Genomic DNA, 20,086 nt, shown 5'->3' with positions numbered 1-20,086 from the left:
ATCGCCGGTCCTTGCGCGCAACGCGAAGCCATCGCCTCCGCACGACAGCGTTCTGGTGCAATGGCTTCACACTCGTTCGCAACGACCGGCGATTTTTAGTTTCTAATTAAGTTATGGCCTCTTTAAAAGAAGTTCGCTCGCGCATCCAGTCGGTTTCGAGCACGCAGCAGATTACCAAAGCCATGAAAATGGTGGCGGCGGCCAAGCTGCGCCGGGCCCAGGATAACATCATCCGGATGCGCCCCTACGCCCAGCGACTGACCAGCATTCTAGCTAATCTGACTCGTACGACCACTGACGAAGTAGTGAGCGAGTATGGCCAGGTGCGTGAGGTGCGCCGGGTGCTCATCATCGCCATTACGTCGGACCGTGGCCTAGCCGGTGCGTTCAACGCCAACGTATTCAAGGGCGTGAATGCCCTCATCGCAGAGCGCTACGCCAACCTGCCGGCTAGCAGCATTTCGGTGATGGCAATTGGCAAAAAGGCGCACGACTACTACGGCCGCCGTAGCTACAAGCGGGTGGGCGACTACACGCATGTATTTGGCAAGCTGTCATTTGACACCGTGCGGCCGGCTGCTGAAGAAGCCATGCGTGGCTTCACAGAGGGTAGCTACGACCAAGTCGTGATGGTCTACAACGAGTTCAAGAACGTAGCCACGCAAGTGGTGCAGGCCGAGCAGCTGCTGCCGTTGGTGCCTACCGAGGTGCCCGCCGGCACCCCTAGCGCCACGGCCCCCGATGCCAGCATCGACTACATTTTCGAGCCTAGCAAAGAGCAGATTATTCAAACGCTCATTCCGCAGAGCCTGAAAATTCAACTCTACAAAGCGGTGCTGGAAAGCAATGCCTCGGAGCACGGCGCCCGTATGACGGCGATGGACAAAGCTACAGACAACGCCGGTGAGCTATTAAAATCGCTGAAACTGACGTATAACCGCACGCGCCAAGCCGCTATTACCACCGAGATTCTCGAAATTGTGGGGGGCGCTGAAGCCTTGGCTGCCAGCCGCTAGCCCTCGCCCAAACCTGTACCGGAAGGCTCAGCAACCAGTTGTTGCTGAGCCTTCTTTTTTAGCCAGGTATAGAGAGAAGATGAGTTGAATGCTACTAAATGTAGTTACTTCGTGGTATGAGTAACCGGCCCTGTTCTGCGAAGTATGCTTAGCCTGAAGCCAGCAAGCCGGCGGCTGGCGCGTCGTGCAATAGGAATAGCATGGCTGCTAGGGGCGCAGGTACTCCAGGCAGGTGCCCAGGCTGCCTCGGCGGCTAGTGTGGCGCCAGCGCAACCTAGCCCGCCCGCCCGGCTCGATACTGCTTATGTGAACTGGTTAAATAAGCAGGCATTTTTACTGCGCATCAACCAAGCGGCAAAAACGCGCCAGTTTGCCAAGCAGGCGCTGGTGTTGGCCAAGCAGCTGCACTACGAGCGGGGCATGCTCAATGCGCACTTTAGCCTGGGCTACTATTACCGGGGGGCTAGCAAGTATGATTCGGCCCTTTACCACACGCAGCAAGCGCTGAGCTTGGCGTCGAGACTGCACAGCAGCTACGACCGTACGCGCGGGCTTTACAACCTGGGCCGCATTCATTTTGAGCAGGGCGACTACAGTGGGGCCTTGGCCATAAACCTGCAGGGCCTAGCGCTGGCGCAGGCTATTCATAATCGCCGGGCCGAGCTTTATCAGCTTATTCAAGCCGGGTTGATAGAGATTGCGCTGGGCGAATACGCTGCTGCTCAGGAGCATTTTGACCAAGCTTTACTTCTCGCCCAAAGTCTGAAAGATAATATCGGCATCGGTGGCGCTTATAGTGGGCTCGGCGACCTGAACCGGCAACAGGCGCGTTGGAGCCTGGCAGGGCATTATTATACGTCGGCCGCGGCTAGCTACCACAATGTGTTTAACACGCAAGGGATGCTGCCGGTAGAGTTGAGCATTGCGGAGATGACGGAGCGTCAAGGCAACCATGCCGCGGCCATAACGGCTGCGCGCAGCCTGCTGCGCCAGACTCTGCAAGCCGATTGGGAAGGCCCAGCCGCGCGGGCCCAACTGTTGCTAGGCCGTATATACCTGGCTACAGGCCTGTATGATAGCGCCTCTTACTACGCAGCGCGCAGCCTGGCTCTCAACCGGGGCCACGGCTTGCGCCCTGCCATTCGGGATGCAGCGCAGGTGCTGGCGGAGGCCAATGCGCAGCTCGGCCAGTGGCACCGGGCCTACCAGTACCGGGCCCTGGCCATTAGCTATGCCGATAGTCTAACTGGTGAGGACACGCGGCGCCGGGTGGCTGGCCTGCTGGCGCAGGCCTCGCACCGGCGGCAGCAAATTCAGCTGCAGCTGGTGCAGCAGCAGGGGCGACTCCAAACCCAGCAGCAGGAGCTCGTGCGCCTGCGCTATCACCAGCAACTGGCCGCCCTCCTGGTGCTAGCCTTGCTCTTAGTGTGTGGCGGCAGTGGGCTACTCTGGCACTATCGGCGCCGCGAAATAAGCCGCCACGAAGCCCTGCGCACACGCATTGCGGCCGACCTGCACGATGAGGTAGGTAGCATGCTGACCCAGATTTCGATGCAAAGCACGCTGCTGCGCGAGGGGCGCTACGCGCCGGCCCAGCAGCAGGAGTACCTCGACCAGATGGCGGAAGCTAGCCGCCGCGCCGCCCGCCAGATGCGCGATGCCGTGTGGAGCATTGATGCGCGCTACGACTCGGCCGCCAGCCTGCTCGACCGCCTGCGCGACCACGCCCACGAAGTGCTGCCACCGGCTGGCCTCGAGCTCGACTTTGGCGTGGAGACTACCATCGCCAATGCTACCGTGCCGCTGGCTACGCGTCAGGCTCTTTACTATATTTATAAAGAAGCGCTGCACAATGTGGTGAAGCACGCGCATGCCCGGCAGGTGCACGTGCGCCTACGGCTGCGCCAGCAACTGGAGCTGGAAGTACGCGACGACGGCGATGGTTTGGTCAGCCCCAGCCGCTCCAGTGGCCAGGGCCTGCCCAATATGCGCATGCGCGCGCAGGCCGTGGGCGGCACCATCAGGCTGGAAGCTGCGGAACCTGGCACGCGCCTGGTGGTGCGCCTGCCGCTGCGCTAGGCCCCGCGGGTGGCCTGGCGGGTGGATAAGCCTAACATCTTTATGCGATAGCGCCGTATGGTGGTGGGGCCGACCTTTGCCCGCGTGATTATCCTCGGCATCATCGAAGACCAGGCGGCTATCCGCGACGCACTTTGCGCGTACCTGGATGCCCAGCCAGATTTTAGCTGTGTGCTATGCGCTGGCTCGCACGAGGAGTTTATGGCGGGGCTAGCCGCGCTGGAGGTGCCGCCTACGCTGGTGCTTTCTGATATTGGCCTGCCCGGGCGCTCGGGCATTGAGGGCCTGGCCCTGCTGCGGCAGGCCCTGCCAGCGGCCGAAGTGCTTATGCTCAGCGTGTATACTGATGCCGAGCGCGTATTTGAAGCGTTGCGCCAGGGTGCCATCGGCTACCTCGAAAAAACGACGCCGCTGCCCTTGCTCAAAGAACACTTGCTGCAAGTAGCGGCAGGAGGCTCGCCCATGAGCCCGAGCGTGGCCCGGCACGTCACGCGCTACTTCGCGCCCCGGCCGGCCAACCCGCTGGCTAGCCTCACCCCGCGCGAGCACGACATCGTGCGGGGCATTGAAGATGGCTTGAGCTACAAGCTCATTGCCGACCGGCTGGGCCTCAGCCTCGACACCGTGCGCTCGCACATCCGGCAGGTTTACCGCAAGCTGCAAGTCAATTCGAAAGCCGAAATAATGGCAAAGGCCCGGCCCCGGCCCTTGCTGCCCTGGTAGGTGCTCCTGCCTGTTGCTCTGTACTACCCTGCTGCTCCTTTCTGAGCTATGAACTTCCAACCACCCGCGCTAGACCCATCTGCCTGCCAGGCTGCCGCTCGGGCAGCCCGGCAGCGCGAGGTCGAAACCGCTCTGCTCGTGCAAGCGCTGTGCGGCCAGCCGCCCAGCCCCGATGCCCTGGCGCGCCTGCGCCGCTATGAAGCGGGCGAACTGCCCCGCGAGCAAGCTTTTATGGCCTTATACGAGGGCTTGCTCTAGCCTACGGCCGTTGGGCCACGGGCGTGAGGGCCGGGCGCAGGCGGTACTTTTGCGGCCCCATGCGCTACTTCATTCATTTTGCCTACGACGGCACGGCTTACTGCGGCTGGCAGGTGCAGCCCGGCGTGCCCACCGTGCAGGCTACTCTCGACAAGGCGCTGAGCCAGGTGTTGCGCCAGCCTATTCATACGCTGGGCAGCGGGCGCACCGATGCCGGTGTACACGCCAGCCACCAGGTAGCTCACTTCGAGGCCGACCTGCCCGAAGACATGACCTTCGACTTGCTGCGCTACCGCGTCAACCGGGCCCTGCCGCCCGATGTGCAGGTCTTTCGTATGCACGAAGTCGGGCCCAAGGACCACGCCCGCTTTTCGGCCGAGGCGCGCACCTACGAGTACTTCGTGAGTCTACAGCCCGACCCATTTCGGCGGGACCAGGCGCTGTACCTAGACCGGGCACCCGATGTAGCGGCCATGAACGAGGCTGCCGCTTACTTGGTGGGGCAGTTCGACTTCACAGCCTTCTCTAAGGTCAAGGGGGCCGAAACGCATTACGTGTGCTACCTCTACGAGGCGGGCTGGCACGCAGCGCCGGGCGGCCTCGTCTTCCGCATTCGGGCCAACCGGTTTGTGCGCGGTATGGTGCGGCTGGTGGTGGGCACCTTGCTCGACGTGGGCCGGGGCAAACTCAACCCGCTGGGATTTCAGCAAATACTGCACCGGCAGCAGCGCGTGGCGGCTAGTGGCGCTGCACCAGCTAAAGGGTTGTATTTGAGTAAGGTAGAGTATGGTCTGGGAATAGTGCCGGCTGAATAGTATCCGCGCAAACCTGGATTTGAGCACAAAAAGGCCTGTTTGGTTTCAAGTGCCCTGGTTGGCTAGTACAAAACAGTCCAACGCCAGGCGGCTTTTGCGCGCCGCAATGGCAACGAAACGTGCCGACCTTTGTTAGCCAGTTACGCTTATGGACTCAACTACTGCTACCAAAACCGGCCAGGTGTTCGACTGGCAGGTGCTGCGCCGCCTGCTGGCCTATGTGCAGCCCTACCGGGGCACGTTTATCGCGCTCATCGTGCTCACGGTGGCCACGGCGGTGCTCGGCACGGTGCGCCCCGCGCTTATCCAGCGCATGGTCGATGTCGACATCACCAACAACGACTGGGCCGGCCTCAACCGCTCGACGCTGTGGCTGCTGGGCCTGCTGCTGGTGCACACGCTGGTAAGCTACCTCCAGACCTACTATGGCGGCTGGCTAGGCCAATACATCGTGCGCGACATTCGCAGCGACCTCTACCGGCACCTGCTCAGCCTCAAGCTCAGCTTCTTCGACCGCACGCCTATTGGCGTGCTCGTGACGCGCAACATCTCGGACGTCGAAACCTTGTCCGACGTCTTCAGCGAGGGGCTAGCCGCGATGGTCGGCGACTTGCTGCAGATTGTGTTCCTCATGATTTTCATGTTCTGGACCAACTGGCAGCTGGCGCTCATCAGCCTCTCGGTTATTCCACCGCTGCTCTTCAGCACCTACGTTTTCAAGGAGAAAGTCAAGGGCAGCTTCCAGGAGGTGCGCAACGCGGTGGCCAAGCTCAACAGTTTCGTGCAAGAGCACCTCACGGGTATGAACGTGGTGCAGATTTTCAACAACGAGGAGCGCGAATACCGCAAGTTTGAGGCAATAAATCAGGAGCACACGCGGGCTAACATCAAATCGGTACTCTACTACAGCATCTACTTCCCGGTGGCCGAGGTGCTGGGGGCCATCGGCGTAGGCTTGCTCGTGTGGTATGCGGCCCAGGGCCAGGTAGCGGGCGTTATCTCGAAGGGCGAGCTGATTGCCTTTATCATGTATAATGCGCTGTTTTTCCGGCCTATCCGGCAGATTGCCGACCGCTTCAATACCTTGCAGCTAGGCCTCGTGAGCACTGAGCGCCTACTCAAGCTGCTCGATAATGAGGAGCTAGTGGCTACTTCCGGCACCCGGCCGGTGCCCCAGCTGCGCGGCGAGGTCGAGTTCGACCACGTCTGGTTTGCCTACAACCGGCAGGAAGCTGAAGCCAACCGCCAGGACAGCGAAGCCAACGAGCCCGAGTGGGTGCTGAAAGACATCAGCTTCCACGTGAAGCCGGGCCAGACCGTCGCCTTTGTGGGGGCCACCGGCGCCGGCAAAACGAGCATTATCAACCTGCTTTCGCGCTTCTACGACATTCAGCAGGGCCATATCCGCGTCGATGGCGAAGACCTGCGCGAGTACGACCTCAGCCAGCTGCGCCGCCAGATTGGCGTGGTACTGCAAGACGTGTTTCTCTTCGCGGGCTCCATTCGCGATAATATTACGCTGGGCAACAAGGAGATAAAGGACGCTAAAATCTGGGAAGCGGCCGCGCTGGTAGGCGCCGAGCGCTTCATTGGCCGCCTGCCCGGTGGCCTTGACTACCCCGTGATGGAGCGCGGTGCCACACTCTCGGTGGGCCAGCGCCAGCTCATCAGCTTCGTGCGGGCGCTGGTCTACGAGCCTCGCGTCATCGTGCTCGACGAGGCTACCTCGTCGGTCGATTCCGAAACCGAGGAGATGATTCAGCACGCCATCGATAAGCTCATGGAAGGCCGCACCTCGCTCGTCATCGCTCACCGCCTCAGCACCATCCAAAAGGCCGATAAAATCATCGTCCTCGACCGCGGCGAAATTAAGGAAACCGGCACCCACGACGAACTCCTGCGCCTCGGCGGCTATTACGCCCAGCTCTACCGCATGCAGTACGCTAGCAGTGAGCAGCTGGCGACGGGTAAGTGAGGCGCCCCGCTAGGGCCGTAGTATCAAGCTTGGTACTAAAAATCAATAAACAAACGTGCGATTCTTCTTTCCCCTAGTCCTCATCTTCACGGCCATCGGCCTCGGCATCTACGCCTACCTTGGCGGCCTGCGCACCCCTAGCGTGGCCCTCGAAACCACGGCCGCGCCCGTGCTGCTGGCCGGCCAGCCCTTTCGCGGCAAGGTCGATGACAGTCGCTTTGGCGAGCTGTTCCGCACCGCCAAAAACTGGCAGGACGCGCACCCTAGCCAGCCGTTGGCTAACCTTTACTACAACGACCCCGAGTCGGCGCACGATTCTATTCGCGCTTTCGTGGGGGTGCTGGTGCCCGACACAGCCGCCGTGCTGCCCACGGGCTGGCGCTACCGCGTGGTGCCCGCCGGCCGGCGGGTGGTGACGGCCCGCGTGCAGGGTGTTAGCTTTTTGCTCGCCCCGGGCAAGCTCTACACCACTGCCCAGCAGCATATCAAAGACCAGAAGCTGACCAAGCAGCCATTTTACCTCGAGCAATTCGGGCCCAATGAGGCTGACGAACTGCGGGTAGGCGTGCAGTAGGGCTAGCCCGGCTAGTAAGAAATACGGAGGGCGCCCGCCCGCCTGGCGGTTTATACGCAGGCGGGCGGGCGCCTTCGCGATTACTACGTAATTTTCAGCATTACAGGCGGATAGCTTAACCCTGGCTAGCCTAAGCGAGTACCCTTAGCAGGCCGGCAGGCAGTAGCGAGTACTGTTTGCCGGGGACACTTCACCCTGCTACTAAAGGAGAAAACATATGCTAGCTATGGAATATCGCGGCCCGAAACGCATTCGGGTCACCCAAAAGCCGATGCCCGAAATTCTGCATCCCGAGGATGCGATTGTGCGGGTCACGCGGTCCTGCATCTGCGGCTCCGACCTGCACCTCTACAACGGCAACGTGCCCGACACGCGCGTGGGCCAAACCTTCGGCCACGAGTTTACGGGCGTCGTCGAGGAAATTGGCTCGGAAGTAACCAAGCTCAAGGTGGGCGATAATGTGCTGGTGCCCTTCAATATTGCCTGCGGCAAGTGCATTTTTTGTAAGCAGGGCCTGTTTGGCAACTGCCACGAGGGCAGCCCGCAGGCCACGGCGGCCGGCGGCTTCTTTGGCTATTCGCACATCACGGGGGGCTACGATGGGGGCCAGGCTGAGTACGTACGCGTGCCCTACGCCAACGTGAGCCCCACCGTCATTCCACCCGGTATGGACATTGAGGATGCCGTGCTGCTTACCGACGTGGTGCCCACCGGCTACCAGGCCGCCGAAATGGGCGGCATCCAGACCGGCGACACGGTGGTGGTATTCGGGGCAGGCCCTGTGGGCATCATGGCCGCGCGCTGCGCCTGGCTTTTTGGTGCCGGCCGCGTCATCATCATCGACAAGGAAGATTACCGCCTGGAGTTTGCCCGCAACTACTCGAAGTGCGAGGCTTACAATTTCCAGGAAATCGGCGACCCGGTGCTGTTCATCAAAAAGCAAACCGACTGGATAGGCGCCGACGTCTGCATCGATGCCGTGGGGGCCGAGGCCGCCGGCAACGCGCTGCAAACCATCACGGGCCGCAAAATGCTGCTGCAAGCCGGTTCGGCCACGGCTGTGCACTGGGCCATCAACGCGGTGCGCAAGGGCGGTGTGGTATCCATCGTGGGCGTGTACGGCCCTACCGACAACCTCGTGCCCATCGGCAATGTGCTGAACAAGGGCATCACCATTCGGGCCAATCAAACGGCTGTGAAACGCCACCTGCCGCGCCTCATCAAGCACGTGCAAAACGGCGTGCTCAACCCCAAAGGCCTTATTACCCACCGCCTGGCACTGGAAGACGTGGCCGACGGCTACCGCATGTTCTCGGCTAAGCTCGACAACTGCATCAAAACTGTCCTTATCCCGTCTACCGCCGGCATGTAACGCGCTGCTATCATGGAACCTATCACCCACAACCCGTCGCAGCTCCCGGGCTGGAACATCGACAACGACCCCGACAACGACCCCACGTACCCGATGCGCACGCGCACCCCGGACGACCACAAGGGATACTCCTGGGAGCGCCCCACCCAGCAGCCCATCAACATCGAGGTGCTGCACTCCAACGAGCGGCCCAATGTGACGGCCGTCTTCGGTACTTCAGTACCCCCTAGCGGCCTCAGCGGCGTCATCCGGCGCTTTGCTTTCAAGTACAGCGAAAACAGTTATCTCCACTGGCTGCCGCTGCTTTTCGCCGACCGCGTGAACGTAGTAGAAGGGGTGCTCAGCGACCTGGCGCACGGCCATGTGCCCAATATCTTCGCCGAAAAGGGTTACCCTATCGAATGGAAATATGATAAAAAAGGGTTGATTTTGAAGCTGGCCGCGTTTACGGCCGTGGTGGCTGGTGCTACGGTGTTGCTCACCCGCAAGAAGCGATAAAGTACTTGTCTTAAATAACTTAACGTTCTGAGCAGGCGCCCTACATGGGCGCTTGTTCAGAACGTTAATTCGTTAATAACCCATAGCCAACCCACCTATTTTGTGGCCGGTAGCTGGCGCCAGGTAGCCCAGTAGCCTAGTAGCAGTTCGGTAGCTAACACTAGCACCGTAAACGGCAGCAACCATGCCATACGAGCTTGCAGGCGGTCATACACATTGGCCACGGCTCCGGTAGCAAAAGCATTGACCACCAGCGCCGTGCCTACCAGAACAAGCCAGGTGACCGCGCCCGGCCCTAGCCGTTGCCGCGCGGCGCGGCTGGCCAGGCCGCCCAGGCCCGCTACCACCGCCAGCAGGTAGGCAAGCCCGACCCGCTCGCTAAGCTGCCCAAACTCAAGCTGCCCGTGGTTTTGCATCGATGACAAGTAGGTCTTCAGTTCGTAGGGAAAGGCGCGCATGGGCCAAAAGGGAGCGGTATTTTCGCGGTACTGTCCCAGGCCGTCGCCCAGGCCCACGTGCGTAAGCTGGCGCAGCGTGGCCTGCGTGGCCGTCCAAGCCAGGGCAGGGTAGTAGCGCGGCGAGCACAATATCCGACTAATAATAGTGCGGTACTCGTCGCGGGTGGCCTCCATACCGCCCGCCAGCTGCATGGGCGTGTTAGTACCCCACATAAAGCCCATAGCGTCCTCGGGCAATTTGTCGCGGTATTTGCACAGGCTGTAGGTGGCTGGGCCCTGGCACTCGTGGTCAAGAAACCGCTCCAGCACCCCTGACTCGCTAAGTCGGGCTATCAGGAAGGCAGGCGAGGCCCGCACGATAGTGAAGCCCCCGCCCAGCGCGGCGTGCAGCGTGGGCAGGGCCAGCCAGCCAGCCAGCGTCACGGCTAGGGTCAGGGCCCAGCGCCGCCGCGGCAGCCACGTCGGCCCGGTAGCTGAGGTTAGCCAAGCGACCAGGCCCATCACCAGTACCAGCAGGTTGAACGAAACTAGGTTGGAGGAGTGGCAGAGCTCGGCCCCAAAGGCCACCCCTAGCCAGCCGCCCACTTCCCAGCCGCTGCGGCAGCGGCCCAGCAGTACCAGCCCCAGCGCCAGCATGCCGATGGCCGTAAAAATATCAGGCATCAGCTGCGAGCTGAACCACGACACCCCCGTGGCCCACATGGCCAGCACCAGCAGGGCAAGGCGGCCCGCTGGGTGCGTCAGCCGTGGCGCAAACTCGCGGATGTAACGCAGCAGTAGCACTCCCAGCAGTAGACACTGCCCAAATACCGCTCCCCATACCGACCAGCCCCACAGGCTGGTGAACCGTACAAACAGCCCATAGGTTACGGGCCGGTCAATAGGCACCTTCAGCTCTAGGGCGCTCACCAGGTAAGTACCCGTGTCGGATGTTACCAGCGGAAACCCGTTGTAGAGCGCCGCGTGCAGCAGCACCAGCCCAGCCAGCAGGGGCCACATCGCTCGCGTCCAGAAAGTAGGGTTACGCATAAGATGTTTGTTATCAGGTAGGAACGGAGGGTGTGGGGGCGTGGCTTTACGCTCGGGCGGCTGCAAAACTACCCTGGCTTTTCGGCGCGGGCTCCGGACGCGCTGCCCGCAGTACATAAAAAAGCCCGACTCGGTCAGAGTCAGGCTTTTCAGAAGTCGGGGTGGCAGGATTCGAACCTACGGCCTCGTCGTCCCGAACGACGCGCGCTACCGGGCTGCGCTACACCCCGAAAATGATGCGGTGCCGATGGGGCGGCTCCGCGTCGGGAAATCCAAATGGGGAAAGTTGGCCTAAAAAAGCCTCCGACCCGGAGGTCAGAGGCTTTTTCGTGGGGCAAACTTGCTCCTCGGTCGGAGTGGCAGGATTCGAACCTACGACCTCCAGCACCCCATGCTGGCGCGATACCAGGCTACGCTACACCCCGAGGGCATTTGGAGTTGCAAAGGTAGGGAATTGCATCACATTTTCGCAAGATGTCGCAAGGTTTTTGTGCATCAGGAGCCAAAAATAATGCTAAGAGCGTAGCTAGCAGCCACTAAAAAACTACTGTAGAGCCGATGAAGTGGCATACTTCGTGCTACTGTATCTTTACCCGGCTAAATCATCTAACCCAGAAATCCGGCTATTCTACGTTGCCTTATGAAATCAGTACTTACACTAGTCGCGGGCATGGTATTGGCTCCGCTCGGGCTTCTAGCCCAAACTACGCCTCCGGCTAGCCCGGCGGCTGCCACTGCTGCGCCCGCAGCAGCACCGGGCACGGCCGCGCCTATCGCGCTAGCCCCCGTAACACCAGCACCCGACCCAAATGCGCTGAAAATCAAGGCTGACCAGAACCCCATCGCGCATACGCTTACCGTGCGCTGCGATGCGCCTGGCCCTACGCGCTTCGAAATCAACGACAAGGAGGGCCATCCGGTCCTCACCAAAACGGTAATGGTAGGTACCACGCCTACCGTGATGCGCGTGGGCGCCCTGCCCGCTGGCCCCTACGTGGTGCGCTGCACCGCCGGCGAGAAAAAAGGCACCAAGCTGATACAGCTGCAATAGCTGGCTTCCGCTGGCAACGGCATTACGCATAAGTAAAAGCCCCGCAATAGCTTGTTGCGGGGCTTTTCCATGGTTGGCTAGGCTAATAATTGCCGTTAAGGCTGTTCAGGAGGCCGTCGCCTCGGCTTGGAGCTGGCGCTCGTAGAGGGCGCGGTAAAGGCCCTCGGGCTGGGCCATGAGGGCGGCGTGGGTGCCGTGCTGCACTATCTGGCCATCGTCGAGTACGAGTATTTCGTCGGCCAGCTTTACTGAGCTCACGCGGTGCGAAATGATGAGGCTGGTGCGGTTTTTCATCACGCGCTGCAAGCTGTCGAGAATAGCGTTTTCGGTCTTCGTATCGACGGCCGAGAGCGAGTCGTCGAGAATGAGGATTTTGGGCTCCTTCACGAGGGCGCGGGCCATGCTCACACGTTGCTTCTGGCCGCCAGAGAGCGTGATGCCGCGCTCGCCCACCTTGGTATCAAAGCCTTCGGGAAAGCGAATAATATTGTCGTAAACATCGGCATCGCGGGCGGCCTGCTCCATGCGCGCCTCGTCGGGTTGGTCGAGGCCGAAGTTGATGTTGTTGCGAATACTGTCCGAAAACAGAAACACGTCCTGCGGCACGTAGCCGATTTGCTCGCGCAGGCTAGTGAGCGCGTAGTCGCGCACGTCGGTGCCATCTATCCGGATGTCGCCGCTCGTCACGTCGTAGAGGCGGCAGAGCAGCGCCGCAATCGTGCTTTTGCCCGAGCCGGTGTTGCCAATCACCGCTAGGGTCTGGCCCGGCCGCACGCGGAAGCTGACGTCGCGCAGGGCCTTGATGCCGGTGTCGGGGTAAGTGAACGTAACGTGGTCGAACACAATGTCGCCAGTGATTTCCTGCTTGATATTCTGGCGCGAAATAATGTCGGTTTTCTCATCCAGAAACTCGTTGATGCGGGCCTGCGAGGCCTCGGCGCGCTGCACCAGCGACGACGTCCAGCCGAGCGCCGTCACGGGCCAGGTCAGCAGGTTGACGTAGATAATAAACTCGGCGATGCTGCCCGTGGTGATGGTGCCGCGGATAACCTCCTGCCCGCCTATCCAGACCGTGACGATGGTGCTGATGCCTACCAGAAACAGGATAAGCGGAAAGAACAGCGAGTTGACAAAATTGAGGCTCAACGACTTGTCCTTGTACTCATTGGTCGAAACCTGGAACTGCTCGTAGGAATCCTGCTGGCGCACGAACGACTTAAGCACCCGAATGCCCGAAAACGCTTCCTGGGTGAAGGTCGTCATGGCCGCCAGAGCCTTCTGGATGTCATCTGACTTCTTCTCAATCAGGTTGTTGACGTAGAAGATGCTCACCGACAAGATGGGCAGTGGCAACAGCGTGAGCACCGTCAGCTTCACATTCACCAGGAGCATGAGCGGCACTACCAGCACGAATAGCAGCACGAGCTGCAGGAAATACATGATGCCCGGCCCTAGGTACATGCGCACGCGGCCCACGTCTTCGGAAATGCGCGACATGAGGTCGCCGGTGCTGTGGCGGCGGTAGAAGGCCAGCGGCAGCGACTGGTAGTGCTGGTAAATCTGGTTTTTCTGGTCGTTTTCGATGCGCCGCGACATCACAATGAGCGTTTGGCGCATGAAGAACAAAAAGATGCCCCGCAGCAGGGCTAGCAGGATGATGAGCATGCCGTAGAACAGCACGTTGCGCCCAAATGCCTGGTACACACCCGCCTGCGCCTGCGTGCCGGCGTAGAGGTGGTAGAGGTCGATGCCCTCATTGACCAAATCGAAGGAGTAGCGCACGAGCTGAGCCGGAAAAATGGTCAGTAGTGTGCTCAAAATCACGAATAGCACTCCGCCGAGAAAATGCCATTTGTAGTGAAAAATATGCGGATTGACGGCAACCAGGGCGCGGGTGGGCATAGGCAGGGGAGGGGCTAGGACCGGAAAACCGGGCCTCAACCGAAAAAAAACGGGTACTTTTGTGGCCGCAACGGCGTCGCGGCCGTCCTTGTTTCCGTTTGTTAGGCTTCGCGGGCGAATGCCCGCTGCGCCTGACAAACGGCTTCAAAGCCAGGATAGCACGTAAACAAAGTTACACCCCACTCTTCCCTCCCATTCCCACCCATTTTTCCTTTTTAACCCTATGGTACTCGACGCGCCAACCCAGGCCACCAGCTCCATTTTTGAGCAGGTGGCCGAATTTCAGCACGAGCAAGTGGTGTACTGCTACGACCACGAAACTGGCCTCAAGGCCATTATCGGTATCCACAACACGGTGCTAGGCCCCGCGTTGGGCGGCACCCGCATGTGGCACTACGCCACCGAAGCCGAGGCCCTGCGCGACGTACTGCGCCTGAGCCGCGGCATGACCTACAAGGCCGCCATTTCGGGCCTGAACCTGGGCGGCGGCAAGGCTGTCATCATCGGCGATGCCAAAAAACTGAAGAATGAGGCGCTACTGCGCAAGTTTGGCCGCTTCGTCAACAACCTGAACGGCAAGTATATCACGGCTGAGGATGTGAACATGACCACCAAGGACATGGAGTACATCCGGATGGAAACCAAGCACGTAGCTGGCCTGCCCGAGAGCATGGGCGGCTCGGGTGACCCCTCGCCGGTGACGGCCTACGGTACTTACATGGGCATGAAGGCCGCCGCCAAAAAAGCCTTCGGCTCGGATAGCCTGGCTGGCAAGCGCATCGCGGTGCAGGGCGTGGGCCACGTGGGTACCTACCTGCTTGAGTATCTGCAAAAAGAAGGGGCTAGCCTCGTGCTGACCGACTACTACGAGGAGCGCGCCTACGAAGCGGCCAGCCGCTTCGGCGCCCGAGTAGTGGGCCTGGAAGAGATTTACGACCAGGACGTAGACATCTACTCGCCCTGCGCGCTAGGGGCTACTATCAACGATGACACCATCGGCCGCCTCAAGTGCCGCGTCATCGCTGGCTCGGCCAACAACCAGCTGGCTCGCGAAGACGAGCACGGCCCTGAGCTGGTGCGCCGCAACATCGTGTATGCGCCCGACTTCCTCATTAATGCCGGCGGCCTCATCAACGTGTATTCCGAAATAACGGGCAGCACCCGCGAGGGCGCCCTCGCCCAAACCGAAAAAATCTACGACTACACCCTGCAGGTGCTCGACCGCGCCGAGCAGGACCACAGCCACCCCCAGGCGGCTGCCATCCGCCAGGCCCAGGAGCGCATCGAAAGCGTGGGCCGGGTTAAATCAACGTATTAATACAGCTGTTAGCTTTTAGCTGTTGGCTGTTAGTTTTTTAACGAAAGCAACCCAACGGAAAAAGCTAATAGCCAACAGCTAAAAGCTAACAGCCCAAAAACATGCTAAACCGCCGTCTTCTCCGCATCAAAGTCATGCAGGCCCTCTACGCCTATCAGCAAGCGGTAGCCGCCGACTTGCTGCTGGCCCAGGACCGCATTGCGGCGGCTTTTGAGCCCGACCTTACCGCCGATGTGGCCCCCGACCGCCGCCTGCTCGAAGGCCAGCGCAAGCTGGGCGAAGCGCAGCTGCGCGACTGGCACCGCACCGGCGAGCTGCCCGAGTCGGGCTCCGACGACAAGGAAGTGGCCGCCGCCGTGAAGGGTGCCATCGAGTATTACGAGCGCCTGGTGAACAAGGAAGGCGCTTTTTACGGCGGGCAATTGCTGCACGGCGCCGAGAGCATTCACGACCAGTACCTGCACCTGCTCAATATGCCGCAGGCGCTGCTCCAGATTATTACGGAGGATAACGAGCGCGAAGCCCGCCGCTTCACTGGCCCCCGCTTCGACCCGCAAGGCACCGCTAGGCTGTTTGAAAACGCCGCTTTTGCCAAGCTCAAGGAAAACGAGCAGCTGCTGCAAACCACCATCAAGCGCAAGCTGCAATGGACGGATAGCGAGGAGCTAGAAGCCCTGCGCGACGCCTGGCAAAAGGAAATGAAGCCCGACGAAGCCGTGCAGGCCTACCTAGCAGGCAAAAATACGGGCCTAGCCGAAACCGACTACGAAACCGATATGGAGCTGGTGCGCCACCTCTACAAAGACTTCGTATTCAAGGGTGAAGCGCTGCCGCGCTGGCTCGAAAGCAACGACCTGAACTGGGAAGAGAACCGGCCCATCGTGCGCAACCTGGTGCTCAAAACCCTGAAAATGCTGCCCTACGCGGCTGACGAAAAACAGGAGCTCATGAACCTGAGCGCCAACTGGCAGGACGACCGCGACTTCGCCGAAACGCTCTACAAGCAGACCCTAGCCGATGATGCCAAGTCGGAAAAGCTCATCGCCGAATCGACCCAGAACTGGGACGTGGAGCGGGTAGCTTTGCTGGATAAAATCATTCTGAAGATGGCGCTGTGCGAGATGCAGCTCTTCCGCGGCATCCCCGTGAAGGTGACCATCAACGAGTACATCGAAATCAGCAAATTATACAGCACCCCAAAGAGCAAACAATTCGTAAACGGCATTTTGGATAAGCTGGCCCAGGACCTGGCCGCAAGCGGCGAAATCCGCAAGTCGGGCCGCGGCCTGCTCGACAACCAATAGCCTTTTTCTTCTAATTCTTTTTCTCTCACTACCCTTCCTCTCCAATGGCTAGCAAAACCACCACCGGTATCTTGTGCTTCACGGGCGGCGCCCTGGTAGGGGCCGCTATCGGCCTGCTCTACGCGCCCGAAACCGGCCGCGAAACCCGCTCCTGGCTCAGCTACCAGCTCGAGAAGTACCGCTCGGTGCTGGCCGACCTCACCGAGAGCCTCGTCACGAGCCGCGACAACACCCCGTCGTCGGCCAAGAGCGAGGGCCAGCGCGTAATTCAGGACGCCAAAAGCAAGGCCGAGCAGCTGCTCGGCGACGTTGACCAGCTCATCAGCCAAATCAACTCGCGGCGCGCCATCAACTAAAAAGCAGACGGGTGCGGTGGGGCTAGCCCCACCGCACCCGTCTGCTTTCCGCCACTCCCTATTTTTCTGTTACCACCTTTTTTATGCATCTCGTAACCCTTATTCCCGGCGATGGTATCGGTCCGGAAATTACGCGTGCCGTTGTCGACATCTTTACCGCTGCCCAGGTGCCTGTGCAGTGGGAAACCCACAATGCCGGCGAAACGGCCCTGGCCGAAAGCGGCTCCCTGCTGCCCCAAACGCTGTTCGACTCGCTGGAACGCACCCGCGTGGGCCTCAAAGGCCCCGTGACCACGCCCGTAGGAAAAGGGTTTCGCAGTGTAAACATTACGTTGCGCCAGAAGTACGACCTGTACCAGAACGTGCGCCCGGCCAAGACCACGCCCGGCATCAATACGCCCTTCACGGGCATCGACCTGGTGCTGTTTCGCGAGAATACTGAGGGCCTCTACGCCGGCCTGGAGGTATATGACGACCGCCTGGGCATTGCCGATTCCATTAGCCGCGTTACGGTGCAGGGCTGCCGCAAAATCTGCCGTGCTGCCTTCGCCTACGCCGCCAAGCACGGCCGCAAGCACGTAACGATGGCCCACAAGGGCAATATCCTCAAGAATGCCGGCAAGCTCATGCTGGATGCCGCCCGCGAAGCCGCCGCCGAGTTTCCGGAGGTGACCTTTTACGACGACCGCATCATCGACAACATGTGCATGCAGCTGGTGAATAAGCCCCAGCAGTTCGACGTGATTGTGACCACCAACCTGTTTGGCGACATCCTCTCCGACCTCTGCGCCGGCCTCGTGGGCGGGCTAGGGGTGGTAAGCGGCGCCAATATTGGCGACGACATGGCCATCTTCGAAGCCGTGCACGGCTCGGCCCCCGACATTGCCGGCCAGGGCAAAGCCAACCCCACTGCCCTGCTGCGCTCGGCGCTGATGATGCTCGAGCACCTCGGCGAAAAAGAGTACGCCACGCGCATCGAAAACGCATTGAACGAGACGCTGCTGGTGAAAGAGCAGTGCACCGGCGACCTGGGCGGCCGGGCCTCGACCACCGAGTTTGCCCAGCACATCATCGACAAGCTGAAGTAACCGATTTTCAATTTAAACCACCCGGCGCGGCCCTAGCGGCGGTGCCGGGTGCTTTGTATATGCTGCGTTCTACCCTCTACTCCTTTGCCGTGGCTGCCCTGCTGCTGGGCGGCTGCAACCGCGACAAAACCGAAGCCGGCACCCAGGGCATGAATGCCGCCGCCGACGAGGCGGCCGCCGATGCCAAGGCCAACCCCACCATCGACAACCCCAACGTGGCCAGCGATACCGAGGCGCCCAACCCCAACGCGCCCGTGCTGACTTTCGCCGAGAAGCAATTTGATTTCGGTGATATTCAGCCCAATAGCAAGGTGCAGCACACCTTCAAGTTCACGAACACCGGCAAAACGCCGCTGCTCATTGCCGATGCCACCGCCAGCTGCGGCTGCACCACCCCTAGCTGGACCAAGGAAGCCGTAGCGCCCGGCGCCACCGGCGAAATGCTCGTGCAGTTCGACAGCCACGGCAAGCAGGGCCTCATCAGCAAGCAAGTGAACGTGCGGGCCAATACGCAGCCCAGCATTACGACCATCTACATTAAAGGCAACGTGCTCACGCCGCAGTAAGCGGCTATGGCGCCCGCTAGGGCCCTCGCCGCCTAAAATGCGCTGGCCAGGCTACCTTGCGGCCCCTTATTTTTGGCCTTTGCCAACCCGGCGTTTTCTACGCTTTACCAGACTTATCTCATGACTTTTCTTACTCTTCTGCTTCAGGCTGCTGCAACTGGCGGTGGCCTCATGCAGCTAATCTTCCCGGTGGCCATTGGCCTGGTGCTGTACTTCTTCATGATTCGGCCCCAGCAGCGCAAAACCACCGAGGCCAAGGCCTTCCGCGAGTCGCTGGTGAAGGGTACGCGCGTGGTCACCATCGGCGGCCTGCACGGCCTGCTGGTGGAGGTAGGCCCCGAAACGGTGCTGCTCGAAGTAGAGCGCGGCCAGCGCCTGCGCTTCGACCGCACGGCCATTGCCCGCGTGGCCGGCACCTCGGCCGCGCCCGACAGCCCTGCGCCTGCTGCCAGCTAGTATGAGGCCCGCGCCGCCCCCCGCTGCCAGCGGCCGGGCTAGCCAGGTGCTGCGCCGCCTGCTGCGCCCGCTGGTAGGCCGCGAGCCGAGCTTTTACCGCGCCGTGATAGCCTGCTTCTTGATTGCCAGCACGTTGTGGATGCTGCGCTCGCTCAGCAATAGCTACACCGCCTCGCTCAATTATCCGGTGCGCTGGCGCTACAATGCCCAGCGCTACCACCCCGCGCGCCTGCTGCCTCCTAGCGTGGCGGTAGAGGTGCGCGGCAATGGCTGGCGCCTGCTAAGCCGGGCCGTGGGCCTGCACCGCGAGCCCGCCGAGGTGCGCCTGCGCCTGCCGGGCACGCCGCCCCTGCGCTCGCCGCTGCGCCCCCCGTTGCGCCGGGCCCTGGGTACTGTGCGCCTGGTGCGCCTGCCTGCCGACTCGGCCACGTACTACCTGGTGCCGGGCAGCGACTCGCTGGCAAGTAGAAATTTAGATTGAAAATCGGCCGTCCTTGCGAGCTTGCGAAGCAATCTTTTCGAATAGCTTGGGTAGAAATCCAACGAAGCCAGACATCTAGGAAAGACTGCTTCGCAGGCGCGCAAGGACAACCGATTAAGTACTTAAGTAAAAAGCTATGCTTCGCATTGGCATCACCGGTGGTATTGGCTCAGGCAAGAGCGTGGTGGCGCGGGTTTTTGCCGCGCTAGGGGTGCCGGTATATGATTCCGACAGCCGGGCCAAATACGTGATGGCCAGCGACCTGGTGCTGCGTGCGCAGCTGCAGGAGGCTTTTGGCACTGAGGCCTACGATGCGGCGGGCCAGCTCAACCGGCCTTATCTGGCTAGGGTCGCTTTTAACGATGCCGCGCAGCTAGCCCGGCTCAACGCGCTGGTACACCCGCGCGTGGGCGAGGACTTTGCTACCTGGGCAGCTGCGCTGGCGGCCGCTGGCCAGCCGTATGTACTGAAGGAAGCTGCGTTGCTCTACGAATCAGGCTCTTATCGTGGGCTCGATGGCATCATCACGGTATTTGCGCCGGCCGAGGTGCGCGCTGCCCGCGTGCTGCGGCGCGACGGCCACCGCTCGGCCGCCGAGGTACAAGCCATTATGGACAAGCAGCTGAGCGAGGACGAAAAGCTGGCTAGGGCCGACTACGTAGTCTATAACGACGACTCGCAGCTGGTGCTGCCCCAGGTGCTGGCGCTGGATGCCACGTTTCGCAAACGGAGCACTTGAAACAGAACGTCCTGCTAGGTGCACCTAG

20 protein-coding genes and 2 tRNA genes are annotated in these 20,086 nt (G+C 60.9%); 18 read left to right on the top strand and 4 right to left on the bottom strand.

Going from position 1 to position 20,086, the window contains the following annotated elements; genetic code table 11:
* Positions 1 to 113 precede the first annotated feature (113 nt).
* The 9 genes from atpG (at position 114) to J4D99_RS00890 (ending at position 9,310) form a co-directional block, all read left to right on the top strand.
* Complete coding sequence (atpG, locus tag J4D99_RS00930; protein WP_208129815.1) at positions 114 to 1,016, top strand: ATP synthase F1 subunit gamma; 903 nt, start codon at positions 114 to 116, stop codon at positions 1,014 to 1,016.
* A 258-nt stretch (positions 1,017 to 1,274) separates the two neighbouring features.
* The gene (locus J4D99_RS00925) at positions 1,275 to 3,095 is read left to right on the top strand and encodes a tetratricopeptide repeat-containing sensor histidine kinase (RefSeq protein WP_208129814.1); all 1,821 of its coding nucleotides are present in this window, start codon (positions 1,275 to 1,277) and stop codon (positions 3,093 to 3,095) included.
* Positions 3,096 to 3,158: 63 nt separating this feature from the next.
* On the top strand, positions 3,159 to 3,818 hold the full coding sequence (locus J4D99_RS00920) for a LuxR C-terminal-related transcriptional regulator (protein ID WP_208129813.1): 660 nt from the start codon (positions 3,159 to 3,161) through the stop codon (positions 3,816 to 3,818).
* Positions 3,819 to 3,866: 48 nt separating this feature from the next.
* Complete coding sequence (locus tag J4D99_RS00915) at positions 3,867 to 4,076, top strand: antitoxin VbhA family protein (protein ID WP_208129812.1); 210 nt, start codon at positions 3,867 to 3,869, stop codon at positions 4,074 to 4,076.
* A gap of 59 nt (positions 4,077 to 4,135) precedes the next feature.
* On the top strand, positions 4,136 to 4,891 hold the full coding sequence (gene truA, locus J4D99_RS00910; RefSeq protein ID WP_208129811.1) for a tRNA pseudouridine(38-40) synthase TruA: 756 nt from the start codon (positions 4,136 to 4,138) through the stop codon (positions 4,889 to 4,891).
* A 148-nt stretch (positions 4,892 to 5,039) separates the two neighbouring features.
* A complete protein-coding gene (locus J4D99_RS00905; protein ID WP_208129810.1) occupies positions 5,040 to 6,866 on the top strand; it encodes an ABC transporter ATP-binding protein in 1,827 nt (608 codons plus the stop codon).
* 55 nt (positions 6,867 to 6,921) lie between these two features.
* Complete coding sequence (locus J4D99_RS00900) at positions 6,922 to 7,440, top strand: GyrI-like domain-containing protein (RefSeq protein ID WP_208129809.1); 519 nt, start codon at positions 6,922 to 6,924, stop codon at positions 7,438 to 7,440.
* A gap of 217 nt (positions 7,441 to 7,657) precedes the next feature.
* Positions 7,658 to 8,812: a zinc-dependent alcohol dehydrogenase gene (locus J4D99_RS00895; protein WP_208129808.1), complete on the top strand. Its 1,155-nt coding sequence runs from the start codon at positions 7,658 to 7,660 to the stop codon at positions 8,810 to 8,812.
* A gap of 12 nt (positions 8,813 to 8,824) precedes the next feature.
* A complete protein-coding gene (locus J4D99_RS00890) occupies positions 8,825 to 9,310 on the top strand; it encodes a hypothetical protein (protein WP_208129807.1) in 486 nt (161 codons plus the stop codon).
* A gap of 95 nt (positions 9,311 to 9,405) precedes the next feature.
* Here the strand turns inward: J4D99_RS00890 and J4D99_RS00885 are convergent, their stop codons facing one another.
* From J4D99_RS00885 to J4D99_RS00875, 3 genes are all read right to left on the bottom strand, one after another.
* Positions 9,406 to 10,797 carry a hypothetical protein gene (locus J4D99_RS00885; RefSeq protein ID WP_208129806.1) on the bottom strand — a complete coding sequence of 464 codons (1,392 nt, stop codon included), beginning with the start codon at positions 10,795 to 10,797 and terminating at the stop codon, positions 9,406 to 9,408.
* 156 nt (positions 10,798 to 10,953) lie between these two features.
* A tRNA-Pro gene (locus tag J4D99_RS00880) sits at positions 10,954 to 11,027 on the bottom strand.
* A 121-nt stretch (positions 11,028 to 11,148) separates the two neighbouring features.
* A tRNA-Pro gene (locus tag J4D99_RS00875) sits at positions 11,149 to 11,222 on the bottom strand.
* 215 nt (positions 11,223 to 11,437) lie between these two features.
* Between J4D99_RS00875 and J4D99_RS00870 the strand changes: the two genes are divergently transcribed.
* Positions 11,438 to 11,848, top strand: a complete 411-nt coding sequence (locus J4D99_RS00870) for a T9SS type A sorting domain-containing protein (protein ID WP_208129805.1) — start codon at positions 11,438 to 11,440, stop codon at positions 11,846 to 11,848.
* Positions 11,849 to 11,953: 105 nt separating this feature from the next.
* Here the strand turns inward: J4D99_RS00870 and J4D99_RS00865 are convergent, their stop codons facing one another.
* Positions 11,954 to 13,750 (bottom strand): ABC transporter ATP-binding protein, encoded by a 1,797-nt coding sequence (locus tag J4D99_RS00865; protein WP_208129804.1) that lies wholly within the window; start codon positions 13,748 to 13,750, stop codon positions 11,954 to 11,956.
* 223 nt (positions 13,751 to 13,973) lie between these two features.
* Here J4D99_RS00865 and J4D99_RS00860 point away from each other — a divergent pair, with 223 nt between their 5' ends.
* From J4D99_RS00860 to coaE, 8 genes are all read left to right on the top strand, one after another.
* Positions 13,974 to 15,068 carry a Glu/Leu/Phe/Val family dehydrogenase gene (locus J4D99_RS00860; protein ID WP_208129803.1) on the top strand — a complete coding sequence of 365 codons (1,095 nt, stop codon included), beginning with the start codon at positions 13,974 to 13,976 and terminating at the stop codon, positions 15,066 to 15,068.
* A gap of 101 nt (positions 15,069 to 15,169) precedes the next feature.
* Entirely contained in the window at positions 15,170 to 16,372 is a 1,203-nt protein-coding gene (gene nusB, locus J4D99_RS00855) for a transcription antitermination factor NusB (RefSeq protein WP_208129802.1), read from the top strand.
* 44 nt (positions 16,373 to 16,416) lie between these two features.
* Positions 16,417 to 16,728, top strand: a complete 312-nt coding sequence (locus J4D99_RS00850; RefSeq protein ID WP_208129801.1) for a YtxH domain-containing protein — start codon at positions 16,417 to 16,419, stop codon at positions 16,726 to 16,728.
* An 83-nt stretch (positions 16,729 to 16,811) separates the two neighbouring features.
* The gene (locus tag J4D99_RS00845; protein WP_208129800.1) at positions 16,812 to 17,816 is read left to right on the top strand and encodes an isocitrate/isopropylmalate dehydrogenase family protein; all 1,005 of its coding nucleotides are present in this window, start codon (positions 16,812 to 16,814) and stop codon (positions 17,814 to 17,816) included.
* 59 nt (positions 17,817 to 17,875) lie between these two features.
* Positions 17,876 to 18,382, top strand: a complete 507-nt coding sequence (locus J4D99_RS00840) for a DUF1573 domain-containing protein (protein WP_208129799.1) — start codon at positions 17,876 to 17,878, stop codon at positions 18,380 to 18,382.
* Positions 18,383 to 18,553: 171 nt separating this feature from the next.
* Positions 18,554 to 18,838 (top strand): preprotein translocase subunit YajC, encoded by a 285-nt coding sequence (gene yajC, locus J4D99_RS00835; protein WP_236018446.1) that lies wholly within the window; start codon positions 18,554 to 18,556, stop codon positions 18,836 to 18,838.
* A 1-nt stretch (position 18,839) separates the two neighbouring features.
* Positions 18,840 to 19,319: a hypothetical protein gene (locus tag J4D99_RS00830; protein WP_208129797.1), complete on the top strand. Its 480-nt coding sequence runs from the start codon at positions 18,840 to 18,842 to the stop codon at positions 19,317 to 19,319.
* 136 nt (positions 19,320 to 19,455) lie between these two features.
* Positions 19,456 to 20,058, top strand: coding sequence for a dephospho-CoA kinase (coaE, locus tag J4D99_RS00825; RefSeq protein ID WP_208129796.1), 603 nt, complete (start codon positions 19,456 to 19,458; stop codon positions 20,056 to 20,058).
* Positions 20,059 to 20,086: the final 28 nt, after the last annotated feature.

Source organism: Hymenobacter sp. BT559, from assembly GCF_017571525.1.
GTDB lineage: Bacteria > Bacteroidota > Bacteroidia > Cytophagales > Hymenobacteraceae > Hymenobacter > Hymenobacter ginsengisoli.
The sequence above is the reverse complement of the archived record's forward strand: the minus strand, read 5'-3'. Positions and strand labels throughout refer to the sequence as shown.

Bases quoted from the DNA above. Each gene is read 5' to 3' on its own strand.
- atpG (WP_208129815.1), top strand. From the start codon at position 114: ATGGCCTCTTTAAAAGAAGTTCGCTCGCGCATCCAGTCGGTTTCGAGC.
- J4D99_RS00915 (WP_208129812.1), top strand. From the start codon at position 3,867: ATGAACTTCCAACCACCCGCGCTAGACCCATCTGCCTGCCAGGCTGCC.
- truA (WP_208129811.1), top strand. From the start codon at position 4,136: ATGCGCTACTTCATTCATTTTGCCTACGACGGCACGGCTTACTGCGGC.
- J4D99_RS00905 (WP_208129810.1), top strand. From the start codon at position 5,040: ATGGACTCAACTACTGCTACCAAAACCGGCCAGGTGTTCGACTGGCAG.
- J4D99_RS00895 (WP_208129808.1), top strand. From the start codon at position 7,658: ATGCTAGCTATGGAATATCGCGGCCCGAAACGCATTCGGGTCACCCAA.
- J4D99_RS00890 (WP_208129807.1), top strand. From the start codon at position 8,825: ATGGAACCTATCACCCACAACCCGTCGCAGCTCCCGGGCTGGAACATC.
- J4D99_RS00885 (WP_208129806.1), bottom strand. From the start codon at position 10,797: ATGCGTAACCCTACTTTCTGGACGCGAGCGATGTGGCCCCTGCTGGCT.
- J4D99_RS00870 (WP_208129805.1), top strand. From the start codon at position 11,438: ATGAAATCAGTACTTACACTAGTCGCGGGCATGGTATTGGCTCCGCTC.
- J4D99_RS00865 (WP_208129804.1), bottom strand. From the start codon at position 13,750: ATGCCCACCCGCGCCCTGGTTGCCGTCAATCCGCATATTTTTCACTAC.
- J4D99_RS00860 (WP_208129803.1), top strand. From the start codon at position 13,974: ATGGTACTCGACGCGCCAACCCAGGCCACCAGCTCCATTTTTGAGCAG.
- nusB (WP_208129802.1), top strand. From the start codon at position 15,170: ATGCTAAACCGCCGTCTTCTCCGCATCAAAGTCATGCAGGCCCTCTAC.
- J4D99_RS00850 (WP_208129801.1), top strand. From the start codon at position 16,417: ATGGCTAGCAAAACCACCACCGGTATCTTGTGCTTCACGGGCGGCGCC.
- J4D99_RS00845 (WP_208129800.1), top strand. From the start codon at position 16,812: ATGCATCTCGTAACCCTTATTCCCGGCGATGGTATCGGTCCGGAAATT.
- J4D99_RS00840 (WP_208129799.1), top strand. From the start codon at position 17,876: ATGCTGCGTTCTACCCTCTACTCCTTTGCCGTGGCTGCCCTGCTGCTG.
- yajC (WP_236018446.1), top strand. From the start codon at position 18,554: ATGCAGCTAATCTTCCCGGTGGCCATTGGCCTGGTGCTGTACTTCTTC.
- J4D99_RS00830 (WP_208129797.1), top strand. From the start codon at position 18,840: ATGAGGCCCGCGCCGCCCCCCGCTGCCAGCGGCCGGGCTAGCCAGGTG.
- coaE (WP_208129796.1), top strand. From the start codon at position 19,456: ATGCTTCGCATTGGCATCACCGGTGGTATTGGCTCAGGCAAGAGCGTG.